This is a genomic window from Lacrimispora indolis DSM 755, assembly GCF_000526995.1.
Classification (GTDB): domain Bacteria; phylum Bacillota; class Clostridia; order Lachnospirales; family Lachnospiraceae; genus Lacrimispora; species Lacrimispora indolis.
The window spans coordinates 2,909,347-2,927,432 of record NZ_AZUI01000001.1; the positions used below are offsets into that span (position 1 = coordinate 2,909,347).

The 18,086-nt window shown below is 47.5% G+C and carries 12 protein-coding genes and 1 pseudogene; 10 read left to right on the forward strand and 3 right to left on the reverse strand.

The genetic code is table 11. The features are described from left to right. The first annotated feature begins 6 nt into the window (after positions 1-6). The 7 genes and pseudogenes from K401_RS0113970 to K401_RS0114005 all read left to right on the forward strand — a co-directional run bounded on the left by K401_RS0113970 (position 7) and on the right by K401_RS0114005 (position 8,721). A complete protein-coding gene (locus K401_RS0113970; protein WP_024293522.1) occupies positions 7-1,458 on the forward strand; it encodes a D-alanyl-D-alanine carboxypeptidase family protein in 1,452 nt (483 codons plus the stop codon). 489 nt (positions 1,459-1,947) lie between these two features. Beyond that, positions 1,948-2,151: pseudogene (locus K401_RS32440) on the forward strand (transaldolase family protein); the annotation flags it as partial. A 37-nt stretch (positions 2,152-2,188) separates the two neighbouring features. Continuing rightward, on the forward strand, positions 2,189-3,706 hold the full coding sequence (arfA, locus tag K401_RS0113985; protein WP_024293524.1) for an arabinosylfuranosidase ArfA: 1,518 nt from the start codon (positions 2,189-2,191) through the stop codon (positions 3,704-3,706). Between the two features lie 20 nt (positions 3,707-3,726). Continuing rightward, positions 3,727-5,220, forward strand: a complete 1,494-nt coding sequence (araA, locus tag K401_RS0113990; RefSeq protein ID WP_024293525.1) for an L-arabinose isomerase — start codon at positions 3,727-3,729, stop codon at positions 5,218-5,220. 64 nt (positions 5,221-5,284) lie between these two features. Continuing rightward, positions 5,285-6,883, forward strand: a complete 1,599-nt coding sequence (locus tag K401_RS0113995) for a xylulokinase (protein ID WP_024293526.1) — start codon at positions 5,285-5,287, stop codon at positions 6,881-6,883. A 28-nt stretch (positions 6,884-6,911) separates the two neighbouring features. Beyond that, positions 6,912-7,610, forward strand: a complete 699-nt coding sequence (locus K401_RS0114000) for an L-ribulose-5-phosphate 4-epimerase (RefSeq protein ID WP_024293527.1) — start codon at positions 6,912-6,914, stop codon at positions 7,608-7,610. Positions 7,611-7,620: 10 nt separating this feature from the next. Further along, complete coding sequence (locus K401_RS0114005) at positions 7,621-8,721, forward strand: GntR family transcriptional regulator (protein ID WP_024293528.1); 1,101 nt, start codon at positions 7,621-7,623, stop codon at positions 8,719-8,721. On the opposite strand, the gene K401_RS0114010 is transcribed toward K401_RS0114005, so the two are convergent. Further along, on the reverse strand, positions 8,718-10,031 hold the full coding sequence (locus K401_RS0114010) for an MFS transporter (RefSeq protein WP_024293529.1): 1,314 nt from the start codon (positions 10,029-10,031) through the stop codon (positions 8,718-8,720). The two genes, K401_RS0114005 and K401_RS0114010, sit on opposite strands and share 4 nt — an antisense overlap. Before the next feature lie 221 nt (positions 10,032-10,252). Here K401_RS0114010 and K401_RS0114015 point away from each other — a divergent pair, with 221 nt between their 5' ends. Beyond that, positions 10,253-11,068 carry a helix-turn-helix transcriptional regulator gene (locus K401_RS0114015; protein ID WP_024293530.1) on the forward strand — a complete coding sequence of 272 codons (816 nt, stop codon included), beginning with the start codon at positions 10,253-10,255 and terminating at the stop codon, positions 11,066-11,068. A 30-nt stretch (positions 11,069-11,098) separates the two neighbouring features. Here the strand turns inward: K401_RS0114015 and K401_RS0114020 are convergent, their stop codons facing one another. Continuing rightward, positions 11,099-11,944 (reverse strand): AraC family transcriptional regulator, encoded by an 846-nt coding sequence (locus K401_RS0114020; RefSeq protein WP_024293531.1) that lies wholly within the window; start codon positions 11,942-11,944, stop codon positions 11,099-11,101. Positions 11,945-12,411: 467 nt separating this feature from the next. Here K401_RS0114020 and K401_RS33390 point away from each other — a divergent pair, with 467 nt between their 5' ends. Beyond that, positions 12,412-12,690 (forward strand): phage holin family protein, encoded by a 279-nt coding sequence (locus K401_RS33390; RefSeq protein WP_024293532.1) that lies wholly within the window; start codon positions 12,412-12,414, stop codon positions 12,688-12,690. Between the two features lie 95 nt (positions 12,691-12,785). Here K401_RS33390 and K401_RS0114030 read toward each other — a convergent pair whose 3' ends face one another. Then, positions 12,786-14,459, reverse strand: a complete 1,674-nt coding sequence (locus K401_RS0114030; RefSeq protein WP_024293533.1) for a S8 family peptidase — start codon at positions 14,457-14,459, stop codon at positions 12,786-12,788. 487 nt (positions 14,460-14,946) lie between these two features. On the opposite strand from K401_RS0114030, the gene K401_RS0114035 reads away from it, so the two are divergent. Further along, positions 14,947-18,015 (forward strand): glycoside hydrolase family 2 TIM barrel-domain containing protein, encoded by a 3,069-nt coding sequence (locus tag K401_RS0114035; protein WP_024293534.1) that lies wholly within the window; start codon positions 14,947-14,949, stop codon positions 18,013-18,015. Positions 18,016-18,086 lie beyond the last annotated feature (71 nt).

An 18,086-nucleotide genomic window follows, 5' to 3' on the forward strand; every position in this document is an offset into this window, starting at 1 on the left:
TGATACGTGAATCGGAGGATAAAAGTACTGATAAGCTGCATATTGGTCAGCCAGCTGTTTCTTATGACCGTATATGCAAAGCCGGACTGGCCGTCTGATACGGGCATCCAGGCAGAAGCCGGAATAATCATAGACGGGGATTCGGGAGCCGTTATATTTGGACAGAACATCCATGCTCCCTATCCGCCGGCCAGCATCACGAAAATCTTAACTGCCCTCATTGTTTTGGAGAAAGCAGATCTTGAGGACACGGTGACCTTTTCAAAGGATTCCATTTACAATGTGGAAGAAGGCAGCGGAAATAAATTAAATGTGGATACCGGAGATAAGCTCTCTGTGGAAGACTGTCTCTATTCCCTGATTCTCCATTCCTGCAATCAGGCGGCCAATGCCCTTGCAGAGCATGTGGCCGGAAGCAGGGAAGAATTTGTCGCCATGATGAATGAAAAGATACAGAGTCTTGGCTGTACAGAAAGCCATTTTGACAATCCTTCAGGCCTTAACGGAGATACCCAGTATGTGACTGCCTATGATATGGCCCTTATAGCAAAAGCGGCTTACAGCAATAAAAAGCTTGTGGAGATCAGTTCTGCCATCAGTCACAATATTCCTCCCACCTCCAATAACCCGGATGGGCTTACTATTTATAACGAACACCGTCTGGTAAAGACAACGGATCCAAATAGTGAATTTTACTGCCCCTCGGCAGTGGCCGGAAAGACCGGATATCTGATTAAGGCCGGAAATACCCTTGTTACCTATGGGGAGCAAGATGGTAAAAGACTTATTTCCGTCATTTTAAAAGGAAGTCCAAAGCAGTATTTTATTGATGGAAAGGCCCTTCTGGAATTTGGCTTCAGCCGCTTTGAGAATTTCCCTGTGACAGGGAATGAAACCGGCTACACCTCAGGAGAAGATCCGGTGGAAATCAACGGGACGGCTTATAAACCCTCTGACTTAGAATTGGAGCCGGATCAGGTTATAACCCTTCCCCAGGGAGCGGAGTTTTCCCAAGCGGATAAAACCCTGGTGTCGGATCTTCCGGAAGGAAGTCCGGAGAGGGCGGTTGCCTTAATCCAGTACTCCTACAATGACAGAAAGGTGGGCCAGGCCTATTTAATGGAAAAAAAGAGCGAAGAGCCCACGAGTCAGGAATCGGAACAGGCAGCCACAGAGACAAAGCCTGAGGAACCGAAAACCAGTTCAGGCATTGGAAAAGCGTCAGCCGGAAGAAAGGGAGGAGGAATACTGGCTGCGGCAGGAATTATCGCAGTCCTTGCACTGGCAGGCGGAGGATTTGGACTTTTTATTTATATAAAAAAGAAAGAGGCCAGAGAAATCGCTCTCCGGAGAGAAGAGAGAAGAAGGCGGTTAAAAGCGGAGGGCTCGGAAAAAGACTTTGAGCGTATTTTAAATCAGCGCCGGAATAGGAAAGGGAAAAATAAGGATAAAAGATAATGAAAAGGACCAGCTGGGGTGGCTGGTCCTTTTTCGGAGAAGGTATTTCGTTTCTTATGGGGTGTAGCAAAAACTATATAATGTATTGGGGGGGGTTACATTTATTAATATACCTCATTTCTTTGAAAAAGTGTCAACAAACATTCATTAATTTTAAAATTAAAATTGTGCATATTCTCTTCCCTTCTTCGATCAATTGTGGAAAAAATATAGAAATACAGAAAGAACATGGGTCTTCCTTGTGCGTTCTCCCCCGGGCTTATTTGGGGGACTTTTTTGTAAGATCCGTTTTATTGTGGTAAAATATAAAAAAACAACTTGTGCAATGGTGCGTACAAGTAATAAATTGGTAGTATGAGGATATTTTAACCTGATCAGGCAGCTATTCGGTTATGCCCGGTGAAGCAGGGCGCGTTGTGAACAAGCAGCGAAGCGTGTTGCGAATATCCGCTTGACTCACTCTCATGAGAAAAGGAGGCAGAAACCTATGAGATTTTTGCTGGCCATGATATTGAAACGGAAATCATCGCAGCCAGCGTCCGCAGCCCCATCCATGTGATCGGCTGCGCAAAGGCAGGGGCAGACATTGCTACGGTGCCCTATAAGGTTTTGGAACAAATGACAAGGCATCCTTTGACTGACCAGGGAATTGTGAAGTTTCAGGATGTTTATAAAAAGGTGTTTGGAGAATGATGTATTTAATACATAAAAGAAGGGCGGGATTATATTAATGGCGTTTCACAAAGTAAAAATGGTGGTTGACAGGGAATACCGGATCGGACAGGTGGATGAAAGGATCTACGGTTCCTTTATCGAGCATTTAGGCCGGGCCGTATACGACGGAATCTACTGCCCGGAGCATGCTTCTGCTGATGAGAACGGCTTCCGGGAAGATGTAAAGGAATTGATCAGGGAACTGAATGTTCCGATTATTCGGTATCCGGGAGGGAACTTTGTATCAAACTTTTACTGGGAGGACAGCGTGGGACCCTTACAGGAACGCCCCAGGCGTTTAGAGCTGGCCTGGCGCAGTATGGAAGAGAACAAGGTGGGATTAAATGAATTTACCAAATGGACCAGGAGCGCAGGCTCTGATGTGATGATGGCAGTGAACTTAGGAACCAGGGGGATCGCGGATGCGTGTAATCTGCTGGAATACTGCAATCACCCCGGCAGCAGCAAATACAGTGATTTAAGGATCAGCCACGGCTATAGGGAGCCTCATAAGATCAAAACCTGGTGCCTGGGCAATGAAATGGATGGCCCATGGCAGATCGGGCATAAGACCATGGAGGAGTACGGACGCCTGGCGGAAGAGACTGCAAGGGCTATGAAGCTCATTGATCCTGACATTGAGCTGGTTTCCTGCGGAAGTTCATCCTTGACCATGCCCACCTTTCCGGAGTGGGAGGCCGTGACGCTTCAGCACACCTACGATTACGTGGATTACATATCCATGCACCAGTATTATGGGAACCGGGCCGGGGACAGCCAGGATTTCCTTGCATGCTCTGACGATATGGACCAGTTTATCCGCACTGTCATCGCTACCTGTGATTTTGTAAAGGCCAGGAAGCGGGGCAAAAAGGATATTAAGATCAGCTTTGATGAGTGGAATGTATGGTATCACTCCAATGCAGCTGACGATGATATTACGAAAAACCATCCATGGCAGGTGGCACCTCCCATGCTGGAAGACGTTTATAATTTTGAGGACGCTCTTTTAGTGGGCCTTATGCTCATCACCCTGTTAAAACATGCAGACCGGGTGAAGATGGCCTGCCTGGCCCAGCTTGTGAATGTAATCGCGCCCATCATGACGGAGGCAGGAGGCGGCAGGGCATGGAGGCAGACGATTTTCTATCCCTTTATGCATGCTTCCAGATATGGACGGGGAACAGCTCTTCTTCCGGTCATCTCCACGCCGAAATTTGATACGTCTTCCCATGAAGATGTAACTGCAATAGAAGCTGTTTCCGTATACAATGAGGCCCTTGACGAGGTGACTATTTTTGCGGTAAACAGGGATTTGAAAAATGATGGGGAAATGGCAGTGGATGTGAGAAGCTTTGAAGGATACCGGGTTTTGGAGCATGTGGTGTTGGAAAGCAATGATTTAAAAGCAGAAAACGGGCCTTTTGGTGAGAAGGTAGTTCCAAGGCAGACCAGCCAGTCCCTGTTAGATGGCGGTGTTATGACAAGTATTTTGCACAAGGCGTCATGGAATGTGATCCGCCTTGGGAAATAAGGAAAAAGGGGGTAATTAAAATGATAAGAAAAGAATATAAATTTTGGTTTGCAACAGGGTCTCAGGATCTTTACGGTGAGGAATGCTTACGAAATGTGGCGGACCATTCCAGGATCATTGCTGATAGACTGAACGCTTCCGGGCTTCTTCCTTATGAGGTGGTTTTAAAGCCGGTGCTGATCGATAACACCTCCATACGCAGATTGTTCCATGAGGCAAATACTGATGAATCCTGCGCAGGAGTGATCACCTGGATGCACACCTTTTCTCCTGCAAAGTCCTGGATTTTAGGACTTCAGGAATACAGGAAGCCGCTGCTTCACTTGCACACACAGTTTAACAGGGAGATCCCTTATGATACCATTGATATGGATTTCATGAATGAGAACCAGTCCGCTCACGGGGACCGGGAATTCGGACATATGGTCACCAGAATGGGAATTCCCAGAAAGGTGATCGCAGGCCACTGGGATGACCAGAGCGTCCAGAGCCGGATAGGTTCCTGGATGAGGACTGCAGTTGGGATCATGGAAAGCAGCCACATCCGGGTGGTCCGGGTTGCAGACAACATGAGAAATGTAGCTGTCACCGAAGGAGACAAAGTAGAGGCCCAGATGAAATTCGGCTGGGAGATCGACGCCTATCCTGTCAATGAGATCACAGACTATGTAAAGGACGTGGCAGCAGGCGATATTTCTTCTCTTGTGGAGGAGTATTACAGCAGATACGAGATTTTGACGGAAGGCATGGACCAGGAGGAGTTTAAGGCGCATGTGGCTGTCCAGGCACAGATTGAACTGGGGTTTGAACGGTTTTTAAAGGATAAGGATTATCAGGCCATTGTAACCCATTTCGGGGATTTAGGCACCTTAAAGCAGCTTCCCGGCCTGGCCATCCAGCGCCTCATGGAAAAGGGCTATGGCTTCGGAGCGGAAGGAGACTGGAAGACAGCCGCCATGGTGCGCCTGATGAAGCTCATGACCCAGGGGACAAAGGAGGCAAAGGGTACCTCCTTTATGGAAGATTACACCTACAATCTGGTTCCGGGAAAGGAAGGGATCCTTCAGGCTCACATGCTGGAGGTTTGCCCCACCATTGCCGACGGAAAAATCGGGATCAGGGTGAACCCGCTGTCAATGGGAGAGAGGGAAGCGCCCGCCCGCCTTGTATTTACGGCAAAGGAGGGGAAGGGAGTTGCCACCTCTCTGATTGATTTAGGAACCCGATTCCGCTTGATCATCAATACGGTAAACTGCAAAAAGACAGAAAGGCCCATGCCAAAGCTTCCGGTCGCCACAGCGTTCTGGACGCCTGAGCCAAACCTTACCACAGGAGCGGAAAGCTGGATTTTAGCAGGCGGCGCCCATCATACGGCCTTTTCCTATGACTTAACGGCAGAGCAGATGGGAGACTGGGCGGAGGCCATGGGAATCGAAGCTGTTTTCATTGATGAAAAAACTACCATCAGGGATTTAAAAAATGAACTGAGATGGAATTTAGCAGCGTTTCGTTAAACAAATAACACAGTCCGCCCTTTCTGTAAGGAAAGTGGCGGACGTGATTCAGGAGGGGTTTCAAATGAATGAAAAACAAATAGGGGCTGCCATCCGGGAAGGAAGGACCGCCCTGGGGATCGAGCTTGGCTCCACAAGGATCAAGGCCGTACTGGTAGATGAAGACCATAACCCAATTGCTTCCGGAAGCCATGACTGGGAAAACCAGTACGTAGACGGGGTCTGGACCTATTCCATCCCGGATATCTGGGCTGGGTTACAGGAGAGCTATAAGAATATGGCAGATGAGGTAAAGGAGAGGTATGGGGAAACGCTTACCACCGTAGGGGCCATCTGCTTTTCCGCCATGATGCACGGGTATATGGCATTTGACAAGGAGGGAGAGCTTCTGGTTCCTTTCCGGACATGGAGAAATACCATGACAGGGGAGGCCTCGGAAAAGCTGACAAAGCTGTTTTCCTTTAGCATTCCCCAGAGATGGAGCATTGCCCATTTATATCAGGCGATCCTTAACAAGGAGGAGCATGTGCCAAGGATCGATTACCTGGTCACTCTGGAAGGTTATGTTCATTGGAAGCTGACGGGAGAGCGGGTTCTTGGAATCGGAGACTGTGCGGGGATGTTTCCTGTGGACAGCGCTTCAAAGGACTTTCATGGGCGCATGATCCGGCAGTTTGATGAGCTGGTGGCTCCCCATCAATTCCCCTGGAAGTTTCGGGATATCATGCCTAAGGTGATGACGGCAGGAGAGAGGGCAGGAATCCTCACCGGGGAAGGGGCAAGGCTTCTTGATCCCAGCGGTAATTTAAAGTCCGGCATTCCCCTTTGCCCGCCGGAAGGTGATGCAGGGACAGGGATGACTGCCACCAACAGTGTGGCAAAAAGGACCGGCAATGTATCCGCAGGGACCAGCGTGTTTGCCATGGTGGTGCTGGAACAGGAGCTTTCCAAAGTCTATCCGGAAATTGACATGGTCACCACTCCTGCCGGCGACATGGTTGCCATGGTCCACTGCAACAACTGCACCTCGGATTTAAACGCCTGGGTTTCCCTGTTTGAGGAATTTGCAGGGACGATGGGAATGAAAACTGACAAGAACACCCTGTTTTCCACCCTTTACCAAAAAGCCCTGGAAGGGGATAAGGATGGAGGAGGAATGCTTTCCTACGGATATTTATCGGGAGAGCATATCACTCATTTTGAAGAGGGCAGGCCTGTGTTCATCCGGACGCCGGAAAGCCGCTTTACTCTTTCCAACTTTATGAGAGTCCATCTTTATACGGCCCTGGGAGCTTTAAAAATGGGAATGGATATCCTGTTTGAAGAAGGGGTCCGGCTCAACGTGCTTTTAGGCCATGGAGGGCTTTTTAAGACAAGGGAAGTGGGGCAGCGGATCATGGCAGCGGCCGTTGGCGTTCCGGTTTCCGTTATGGAGACAGCCGGGGAAGGCGGAGCCTGGGGAGCCGCTCTTTTGGCTTCTTTCATGCTTCGGAAAGAGGAAGGGGAGACTTTGGATCATTATCTGGCGGAAAAAGTGTTTAAGACCAACGGAGGAACCAGGTTAGAGCCTGATCCTGAAGATGCGGCAGGCTTTCAGGTATTTATGGAACGATACAGAAACGGGCTTTCCATTGAGCGTGCTGCTGTGGACAGCTTAAAATAATTCCGGAATGGAAAAGGAGGAAACTGACATGCTGGAAGAATTGAAAAAGCGTGTATACGATGCAAACATGGAGCTGCCGAAAAGGGGGCTTATTACTTATACCTGGGGAAATGTCAGCGGGATTGACCGGGATCAGGGGCTTTTTGTGATCAAGCCCAGCGGGGTGGATTATGATGTGCTCACCCCTGAAGACATGGTGGTCATGGATCTTGAAGGCAACCAGGTGGAAGGAAAATTAAGGCCGTCCTCTGATACGGCCACCCATCTGGAGCTTTATAAGGCTTTTAAGGAAGTCGGCGGGATCGTCCATACCCATTCTCCCATGGCCACAGCCTGGGCCCAGGCCGGAAGAGCAATCCCCTGCTATGGGACCACCCATGGGGATTATTTCTACGGGGAAATCCCCTGTGCCAGAAATCTCACGGAACAAGAGATTGAGGACGGATATGAGAAGAATACGGGAACCGTGATCATCGAGACCTTCCAGGGAATAAATCCCATGCACGTCCCTGGGGTTTTGTGCAAAAACCATGGGCCCTTTACCTGGGGAAAGGATGCGGCCGATGCAGTACACAACGCCGTTGTGCTGGAGGAGATCGCTAAAATGAATCTGATGACCGAGATTTTAAACCCTTCGGTTTTACCGGCGCCCCAGTGCATGCAGGATAAGCATTTTATGCGCAAGCATGGGCCGAATGCCTATTACGGCCAGAAAAAGGAATCATAAGGAGCAACCTATGGCCGAAGACAGCGGAAAGGCAAAGTATTATGTGTTAATGGAAGAACTGAAAAAGGATATTGTTTCAGGAAAGCGGAAACCGGGGGACCGCCTGCCTTCGGAACATGAGCTGTCGGCCTCCTGCCATGTCAGCCGTCATACGGTGAGAAAAGCGCTGTCCATTCTGGAACAGGAAGGGTTTATTGAGGCAGAGCATGGCCGTGGAACCTTTGTTTCCAGGAAGGCAGGAAGGAAAAAAGGATCAGGGAACATCGCAGTCATCACCACCTACTTATCAGATTACATTTTCCCCAGGCTGATCCAGGGGATCGACAGCGTGCTCACGGCAAACGGCTACAGCATCATATTAAAAAATACGGGGAACAGCAGGCTGAAGGAAAGCAAGTGCCTGGAAGAAATCCTGGGAAAGGACGTTGACGGGCTCATCATTGAACCAAGTAAAAGTGAGATCATGTGCGGCCATAAAGGACTTTATGACAAGCTGGATTTTTACCAGATCCCTTATGTGTTCATTCAGGGCTGTTATGCCCACATGAAAAACAAGCCCCATATTCTGATGGATGACTGTATGGGCGGGTATCTGGTGACAAAGCATCTGATCCAATTGGGGCACAAGCACATTCTGGGGATATTCAAGGCCGATGACAGCCAGGGAAGGGACCGCCACAAGGGCTATGTAAAGGCCCTTCAGGAGGCAGGATTTTTTTATGATCCGGATATGGTGGTCTGGTTCCATACGGAGGACCGGACGTCAAAGCCATCGGGTGCTTTAAGGCTAAAGCTGGAAGAAGGAGTCATTGTGGACGGAATCGTCTGCTACAATGACCAGATTGCCTTTGAAGTGATGAAGACCATTGAAAAAAGCGGGCTTTCCGTGCCCCAGGATATTTCCGTGACAGGCTATGACAATTCCTTTATTGCAGAAAACGGACTGGTAAAGCTGACAACTATCGCCCACCCCCAGGAGCGCTTAGGGGCCATGGCGGCGGAGCTTCTTTTGGAAAAGATGAACCAGATCCCTGATGAGGAAAGCAAGGTGGAGCGGATTTTAAAGCCGGAGCTGATCATCCGGGAATCCTGCAGGGACCGGCGGCCTTAAATGGAAACAGAGCGGAGCCTTCCCATGTAAAAAACGCATCCCAGGATCAGGATCCCGGAAAGAAGAAAGAGCAGCTGCATCCCGGTTATGGGGAATCCGCCAATTTCCAGGGAAGGAAATACCTTTAAAAGCGAGGCGCCAAGGAGGGTGGAAAGAAAGCCGCAAAGTCCTGCATAGGAGGAATTTGCGCTGACATATAGCACACGCTTCTCCGCTGGGGCATAGTGATACTGGAGATTGAAGACGGATATGGCAATACCTCCCCAGGCGGCGCCGGATAATGCCTGGAGCACAGGCTGTAGGGCATAGCAGGTTTCAGGTGTCATGAAAAGCCAGCTGGCATGAACAAGGCCCAGCATTCCCATGGAGCAGCGGGCTGCCAAAAGCCAGGATGTGGCGTCTGCCAGCCGTCCCCAGAGCCAGGCGGCCAAAACCCTGACGGTTGAGGAAATAAGGCCTAAAAAGGTGATGTATGTATAATTCAGCTTAAGTCCTGTGACCATGTATACGCTGAAAAAGGGGCCGGCGATCTGAAGGGCTAAGTTCCAGAACATGTAAGTGAGCATGACCTTCCGGTACTCCTTGTCGGCCAGCGGCTTTACCACCGCGTCCTGAAGCTTCTGGCGGTGGGGAATGCTTTCCGGTTCACTGATGGAAGAGAGGCACCAAAAGTCCGTACAGGCCACAAAAAAGACAACGATTCCCACCACCAGAAAGCCGGTCTGCTCCATGGAAGAGCTGCGGAACTGGTCCATGACCCAGCCCATGATCAGGCTTAGGATGGTAGAAAATGCAAATGCAAAGGAATCTTTTTTTCCCAGATAATTTCCCCTTATGTGCTGGGGGACGAGCTGAAGGAGCCAGTTGCCTGTGCCGGTTCCGATAAAGGCTCCGAAACAGTGGGCGGTCCCATAAATGGCGATCACGGCAGCCAGGCGGAGTCCGGGACCACTTATAAACAGGGGCACAAAAAATACCGAAGCCAGGAGAAGCCTGTGGATAAAGGAAAAGCTGGAAATCAAGCATTTTTTTCGGCAGAGGCTTTCCAAAAGGATGGAGGAAAACATCTGAAGGGTGCAGAGAAGGACCGGAATGGAACCGATGATCCCGTTCATGGAATCAGTGGCGCCCAGTGAATTGGCATATCCGGAAAGGAATGCTCCGGTGGTCAGGGTGACGATTCCGTTGGCGCAGCAGCCTTCTGCAATGAAGAGCTTTCTGCCTTTGGAATAATCCGTTTCTGTCAGGGTGGTTCCGTTAAAATAGGTGCGGGACACCTTTTCTTTTAAAAATAATACTGCTTCTATCATCGAACTTTTGTGGCAGAATTGCCACAATCCCCTTTTCTTTTTGTTTGATATCTGATATTCTTTGTTAAAAGGAGTGCAAAACAGGACGGGCCTAAAGTCTCCTTCTTTCCAGAAAAACACCGTTTTTTCCTCTCTCTATATTGCCAGCATAATGAAAGGGATACAAGAGGAAAAAGAAGTGAAAAACTGGAGGATTCCGACACGGGCCACAGGAGGGAACTATGGAACATCACTTACATCTAAAGGCTGTGCTTCCGGTGCGGGCGCTGAATGCAGGGTATCTGGTGACCGGCGGGCGGGGACGCCATGCGGACCGGGTCATGGATTCCTTTGAGATCATCTATGTAAATTCCGGTACTTTGGGGATTGCGGAAGAGGATATCACCTATAATGTGGAAGAAGGGGAAGCGCTGATCCTGTTTCCGGGAAGGCATCACTGGGGAACAAGAGAGTTTGAGGAGGATTTGAATTTTTACTGGCTCCATTTTCATCTGGAAGAGGAGGCGGTGAGAATCGGACGGGATATTATGTCCCTGCCCCAGCTCATCCGTATCAGAAAGCCGGAACAGTTTGAGGAGCTTTTCCGCCGGTTTATTAAAAGGCAGAATGTTTGCAGGGATGACCGGACCATTTTAAATCTGGTGCTTTTGGAGCTGCTGTGTGAGTTGAGCGATTCCCTTTCGCCCATGGAAGTGAATGGGCAGAAGGTGCTGTTGGCAAATCGGGCGGGGCAGTATATCCGGAATCATTTTGAGGAGCCGCTGTCCTCTTCCATATTGGCTGACAAGCTGGACTGCAGCCCGGATTACTTAGGACGTGTATATAATGCGGTGTACGGGAAGACCTTGACAGAGGGGATTCATGAAGCCAGGCTTAATAAGGCGTGCAGGATGCTCATTGAGACGAATTTGACGGGAAATGAGATCGCCTATCAATGCGGTTATCAGGATGTGGATTATTTCAGAAGGATTTTTAAACGGTATATGGGAATTACACCCAAGGAATACCGCCAGACTTACCGGTTGGTAGGGAGATAGGGGGGAGCGGCAGTGAGCATGTTTATGTGCTCACCTTGCCGCTTTTCTGTATTCTGCAGGGGGAATGCCGGTTTGGTTTTTGAAGATACGGCTGAAATACAGGGGGTTGTCGTAGCCGACGATGCTGCCGATTTCTCCAATGCAATAGTCGGTGCTCTCCAGAAGTTCCTGGGCCTTTTTTATCCGGATGGAGGTTAAGTATTTGCGGGGAGGCATACCGGTATATTGTTTGAAGCTTCGGATGAACCAGCAGGTGCTCATGTGGAGTTTTTTTGCGTAATGGTCGATTTCGATTTCAGCGGAAAAGTTTTCTTGAAAGTAGCGGACTGCTTTTTCCATTTGTTTTTGGATGTCCGTTTTTGGGGAACCGCCTTCTTCTTTTTGACGTTTTAAAAGGAGGAAGAGCTGTTTTAGGTAAAGAGAGGTCAGGTCCTCGTAGCAGGGGCGGGGGAACTGGAGTTCCCGGATGATGGAGAGGAACAGTTCCTGGTATTTGGAGGATACGCCGGTGTATAAAATGTTATTGTTTTCAAAGCCTGCTTCTTTGGTAAAATGGGCGGCTTCCCTGCCTGTGAAATGAAGCCAGTATACTTCTGGTTTGTCTTTTAGGTAGTAGGCATATTGCTGGGGGGCATGAGGTTTGTAGAGAACCATATTTCCGGCGGGGATTTGTAGGGCTTCTTTTTGGAAGAAAAACCAGGCTTTTCCTGACGCAATGTATAAAATCTGGTAATCAGGGCGGCCTGAGGGGCGTATGGTGGACATGATCGGGCGGGTGATCAGGCGGTAGACGCCGCAGCTGTTTGCTTTGAGCGGGAGAGTGGTGTCTTCCAGTTCTTCGTCGGTTTCGTTCATGTAGCCGGTGTTGGTGTACATATGGGTGGGCTCCTTTATTTATTTTTGGGTAGAGATTGGGGTAATGGGTGATAGTTGACAAAGTTGGAGGGGGCGGCAGCGGCGGGATATGAGGTGCCGCTAGTCCGCAGTGCAGCGGGTGAAGCCTGGGGCTTCACCCGCTCACGGGCTTTCGCTCTATGAAACAGGACCCATGGAAATTTTCTTATGTGCCAGCACAACGATAATTTCCATGGGTCCTGTTTCGCACTGCTCATTGCTTTCGTGAACATTGTATCATTTTGTGTATGTTTTGTCTAATGGGATAAAATCCTTTTCCACATCCGCATAACCGAAATGTATGTATGTACCACGCATAGTACGGATCTAAGAATGAGTAAGAAGGTATTGTGCCTGCTTAAAATCTGCCCAGCTTTATATCAGTCGCTTGCGTAGGTATGGCGAAAAATATACGGGGTTATACCATTAGACAAAGGGGCATTGCAGGCATGGAGCTGGCGTTTCGTGGCCGTTATCATTGGACCATGTTTTTGTCAGGCGGCATCTGGGATACCGGGATCTTCCAGAAGGGTACTGAGACAAAGACCAACTGCATAAGAGATGCGGTCATTATAGGATTCCTGCCAAACGAGTTCATATCCATCGTGGAGAATGCTGGACTTATGGGACTGCCTCTTCCGGCCATTCTTGTGAAGGCGATAGACCGGGACAATCCTGGGCTTTTTTCGATTGGAGGAATCTATGAACGTTGTAAAATGCCTGATTGAGAAAGCAAAGGCATGGACGGGCAGAGTAAAGTATAGGCGGGCTCCGTTATTCCGGGCCCGCCCATTTGGCGTAAAATGGTACTATAAGTACAAATTTATATAATACTGGATAATAGATTTAATACATTATATATATTTAATTGACCATATCCCCATATATTATTTGGATAGATATATGCAATGTTGTGTTGGGCCTCGCGTATAATTACCCGGTTAATTTGAGTACCGGTAATAGCGGTAAAATTACCTTTAACATAAGCCCATTCTAAGATCATAGCAATGGCTCCGGCTGTATGGGCAGCAGCGGCCCCTGTTCCGGTAAGCATTCCATATTGATTTCCAGGAAGTGCACAGGGAAGTTGGTATCCGGGAGCGGCGATATCGGGTTTAATCAGCCCCCCTCTTGTATAACCCCTTCCAGATTCAATGAGAATATTATTTATAAGCTGATTATAAGCGGTAACAGTTAATATACTCATGGTATTTCCAGGCGAAGTTATTGTAGTATTTGGATTAGCCTCTAAGAAAAATGTATCATTCGATATTAAATCTCCAGAAGGGAGCCAGGAATGAAAAGAAAACGGCTCATTCTCATTGTTTCGAACACGGAAATGCCAAATTCCGGGAATGGGATTTTCGAATCGTATTAATATTACTGGATCTCCGGTACCGCTCTCAAAAGAGATGTTGTTAACCCAAACTATACTCTGGCTATTATTAAAAGTAAATCTTTGACATTCAGTGGATGATGGATAAACAATCTGTGTGATCTCAAGATCAGGGGACGAAATTTCGATGGAAAGTCTTTGTGGGGCATATGGCCAGATCTCCATTGAAAAACGAGTATCATTATTTCCTACATTTAAGAGGAAGTTGTTGTAGAAAGGCTCAGAAACGGTATTGTTAAAATAATGTCTGCTATTATTACCTTCATTTCCGGCGGCAACAGAAATTCCTATGCCGGGTAATCGTACAATACTGTCCAGATAAATACTTATCGGGCCAAAACCATCATGGCCTCCCTGACTGCTCCCCAGAGCTATACATATGACGAGAGGGCGGTTCATTCTTTGAGATATAGTCATTAGGTAACGTAGTCCGAGCATGATATCTGATTCTTGAAAACACAGGGAATCTTCTGGAACAAAGAAGATATTTTTTAGGATTTGTTTTGCTTGTTTCAACTTTACAATTACCAGCTCTGTATTTGGAACAACGCCGGAAAAAGACAGCTCTGGATTGGAGTTACCGGCAATAATACTGGCAATAGCCGTCCCGTGGCCATTAGTATCTGTTGAGGGGACAACGGATAAAGGATTTCTCGATATTAAAGCATTATTTATATAATTCTTGCTGTACTCCGTTCCAAACGTAAAGCCCTGAGGAGGGGAGCCTTCTTGTACCGTTTGATCCCATATGGACAGGATGCGGGTAGTTCTGTCATTGTTAATGAATGAAGGGTGTTGATAATCAATGCCCGTATCCACAATACCAACAATAACCCCTTGGCCGAACAAACTAAAATTGGGGTCCCTTTGAACATCTGCCATACCAGACTTTTCAATGCTAATGGTTGATGTAAGTGAGAACAATTTTGGAAGAGTTGCATAAGGACCCTGTTCCAGACTGCAAGAATCTGCTTCATATTTTTCCACATGTATCAAAGAATGAAATTCGTTCAATAATGTAATATCATCTTCATTATAGGATGAGAGAGTACCATTGTTGACAATTAAGTCATAATAATTATCGTCTATTACTTTTAACAAGATTATTCCTTTCCTGTTTTAACAGATATGTAATATATTTTATGCATAACAGATTTTGTTATGAAAATTTCTTATTGAATAGGATAATAGGGAAAGTCAGTATCGCTGCCCCGAATTGGGATAGGGCGCTGCAGGGCTGCATACTTCTGTCATTTGACAACGTCTCCAACTCCTAAGGCTATTATGCAAATATATGTTCGGAAAACCAAAAGGTATTTGCTGGAATAGAAGATGTAAAAAGCAGGTATCCGGAATTTCAGACCCCGCTATTTACAAAGCAGAACATATTGTTTTCTGACTGCATTTAAGTAGTAGTTGTTGGTAAGGTTAAAAGTTCCAAGAATCCCGATTTTAAGCAAAAATTATTGTTTTAAGAGGAGCTGTAAGATTAACAGTATCATTTTGTGCATGTTTTGTCTAATTGGAGATATGTTTTTTATTACCTTTCATTCTATAATGAAAGGTAATAAAAAAGGAGGAACTGACCATGATCGTGCCCAGACATTATGAAAATTTACACCTGCTTCATGAAAATACCATGCCAAACAGAGCTTACTATATTCCTGCCTCTAAGGCGCGCTTTGACCTTATTGAGCACAGGGAGGAATCTGACCGGTTTGAGCTTTTGAGCGGGGTGTGGAAATTCCGTTATTTTGACAGCATTTATGATGTGAAAGATGAATTTTTTCTGGAAGACTATGATAAGGGAACTTATGATGATATTCCGGTTCCGGGATGCTTTCAGAATTATGGCTATGACAGGCATCAGTATACCAATGTACGCTATCCGTTTCCCATGGACCCGCCCTATGTTCCTGCTGAGAATCCATGCGGGGCTTATGTGCACCATTTTGTCTATGAAAGGGATGAAAATGCTCCCAGGGCTTTTTTAAACTTTGAAGGCGTGGATTCCTGTTTCTATGTCTGGCTGAACGGAAGCTATGTGGGATACAGCCAGGTATCCCATTCCACCAGCGAATTTGATGTGACAGGGCTTATCCGGGAGGGAGAAAATACCCTGGCTGTCCTGGTTTTAAAATGGTGCGACGGAAGTTACCTGGAAGATCAGGATAAGTTTCGCATGACCGGCATTTTCCGGGATGTGTATCTTTTGAAGAGGCCGGAGGACTGCATCTTTGATTATTTTTTAACAATTTCTTTGGAGGGGGATCAGGCTCATATTCAGGCAGATGTCACCTTTTTGGGAAAAGAGATTCCCATAAGGGCAATGATATATGATTCCAGCGGAAATCTGATCACCGGCCATGAGGGAGGACTTGAGGATGGAAAAATATTTATAACCATAGAAGATCCGGTGCTTTGGAATGCGGAACGGCCTTACCTTTATACGGTGGTCCTGGAATGCGGGAATGAGGTGATTGTGGACCGCCTGGGAATCCGGGAGATTGCCGTAAAGGATGGGGTGGTTTACTTTAACGGGGAAAAGATCAAGTTTCATGGGGTTAACCGCCATGACAGCGATCCTGTGACAGGCTTTGTCATCAGTCTGGAACAGATGAAAAAAGACTTAAGGATCATGAAGGAGCACAATGTCAATGCCATCCGCACCAGCCATTATCCTGATGGACCTCAGTTCTATCAGCTGTGTGATGAGTACGGCTTCTATGTCATTGATGAAGCTGACAATGAGAGCCACGGTACCAACTCCATTTACATGGAGGACAATTCCGCAGAGGCAGTGCATGACCGCTGGAACCGGGCCATTGCAGATAATCCGGAGTTTACCCAGGCGACCGTTGACCGGGCGCAGCTTCTGGTGGAACGGGATAAGAACCGGCCAAGCGTTGTGATCTGGTCCATGGGAAATGAGTGCGCCTATGGCTGTACCTTTGAGGCTGCTCTTGCCTGGACAAAAGCTTTTGATCCTTTCAGGCTCACCCATTATGAGGCAGCCCGTTACCGGGACAAGAGCAAGGAATATGATTTTTCCAATCTGGATCTGTACAGCCGCATGTATCCCAAGCTGGAGGAAATCCATGAGTATATGGGAAGAAATGCGGGAAAGCCGTTTATTTTATGTGAGTACAGTCATGCCATGGGCAATGGGCCCGGGGATCTGGAGGATTATTATAAGGTGTTTGACCAGTATGACGGGGTTTGCGGCGGCTTTGTATGGGAGTGGTGCGACCATGCCATATATCAGGGAAGGACCCTGGACGGAAAGCCTATGTACCTTTATGGAGGAGATCACGGGGAATACCCTCATGACGGCAATTTTTGCATGGATGGCCTGGTGTATCCGGACCGGAGGCCACATACAGGGCTGATGGAATTTAAAAATGTGTACCGTCCGGCAAGGCTGGTTTCTTTTGATCAGGAAAAGAAGGAGCTGGAGCTTCATAACCGCATGGATTTTACTGATTTAAAGGATTATGCGGTCATTGGATATGAGGTGACCTGCGACGGGGAGATCATTGCAAAAGGGATGATCGGTGAGGGGGATATGCCGGAGATAAAGCCTCATGACAAAGGAAGCCTGACTTTAGATTTTGTAGTTCCGGAAAAAGGAGCTTGTTATTTAAAGGTCAATTATTTATTAAAGCAGAGCAGCGCTTTTTTGGCTGCAGGAAGCTTTTTAGGCTTTGATGAGGTACTGCTTGAAAATGAAGATATGAGAAACCAGACCGGGGTTTGCATGTCAGAGAGGCAGGAGACAAAGGAAAGAGATGGCGGATGCTTTAAGATCAAGGAAGATGACCGTTACCTGTTTATAAATGGAACAAACTTTTCCTATACCTATAACAAGCTGACCGGCTGTTTTCAGGAGATGGTATTTGAAAACAGGACTCTTCTGGAACGCCCTATGGAATATAACATCTGGAGGGCGCCAACGGATAATGACAGGTATATAAAAAACAAGTGGCTGGCTGCCCGTTATGACCGGGCCATTTCAAGGGCTTATGAAACCTCCTGGGAAATAAAGGAGGGGAGGGTGGAAATAAGGACCGCACTGTCAATCACCGCGGTTGTGGTTCAGAGGATTCTGACCATGGAAGCCCTGTGGACCATAGGAACGGATGGTGTTTTAGATGGGAAGCTGGATGTAAAACGGGATGTGGAATTTCCTGAGCTTCCAAGATTCGGCCTTCGTCTCTTCCTTCCAGAGAGCATGGATCAGATCACCTATTATGGCCTCGGCCCGGTGGAAAATTACATGGATAAGAGAAGAGCAAGCTACCACGGATTATTTACATCCTGTGTAAAGGAAATGCATGAGGACTATTTAAGGCCGCAGGAGAATGGAAGCAGAAGTGATTGTGATTTTGTGAAGATACAAGGCAGGGGAACCGCCCTTTCAACAGTTTCTGGACGGACCTTCTCCTTTAACGCATCGGTTTATACCCAGGAGGAATTGACGCGAAAGGCTCATAATTATGAACTGACACCCTCCGGGTATACGGTCCTTTGCCTGGATTACCGCCAGGATGGGATCGGATCAGCTAGCTGCGGGCCGGAGCTTCGGAAAGAATACCGGTTTGATGAAGAGGAATTTGTTTTTGAAGTGAGACTGGTCCCGGAGAACGCGGAGATTTGATTGTTGTCTTGCCAGGGTGAGAGGCGGGAACCGAAATTCCCATAAATGACTTTCTTCTCATAAATATGTAT

Excerpts from the sequence above, each read along its gene's own strand:
- arfA (WP_024293524.1), top strand. The coding sequence starts at position 2,189 with ATGGCGTTTCACAAAGTAAAAATGGTGGTTGACAGGGAATACCGGATC.
- araA (WP_024293525.1), top strand. The coding sequence starts at position 3,727 with ATGATAAGAAAAGAATATAAATTTTGGTTTGCAACAGGGTCTCAGGAT.
- K401_RS0113995 (WP_024293526.1), top strand. The coding sequence starts at position 5,285 with ATGAATGAAAAACAAATAGGGGCTGCCATCCGGGAAGGAAGGACCGCC.
- K401_RS0114000 (WP_024293527.1), top strand. The coding sequence starts at position 6,912 with ATGCTGGAAGAATTGAAAAAGCGTGTATACGATGCAAACATGGAGCTG.
- K401_RS0114005 (WP_024293528.1), top strand. The coding sequence starts at position 7,621 with ATGGCCGAAGACAGCGGAAAGGCAAAGTATTATGTGTTAATGGAAGAA.
- K401_RS0114010 (WP_024293529.1), bottom strand. The coding sequence starts at position 10,031 with ATGATAGAAGCAGTATTATTTTTAAAAGAAAAGGTGTCCCGCACCTAT.
- K401_RS0114015 (WP_024293530.1), top strand. The coding sequence starts at position 10,253 with ATGGAACATCACTTACATCTAAAGGCTGTGCTTCCGGTGCGGGCGCTG.
- K401_RS0114020 (WP_024293531.1), bottom strand. The coding sequence starts at position 11,944 with ATGTACACCAACACCGGCTACATGAACGAAACCGACGAAGAACTGGAA.
- K401_RS33390 (WP_024293532.1), top strand. The coding sequence starts at position 12,412 with ATGGAGCTGGCGTTTCGTGGCCGTTATCATTGGACCATGTTTTTGTCA.
- K401_RS0114035 (WP_024293534.1), top strand. The coding sequence starts at position 14,947 with ATGATCGTGCCCAGACATTATGAAAATTTACACCTGCTTCATGAAAAT.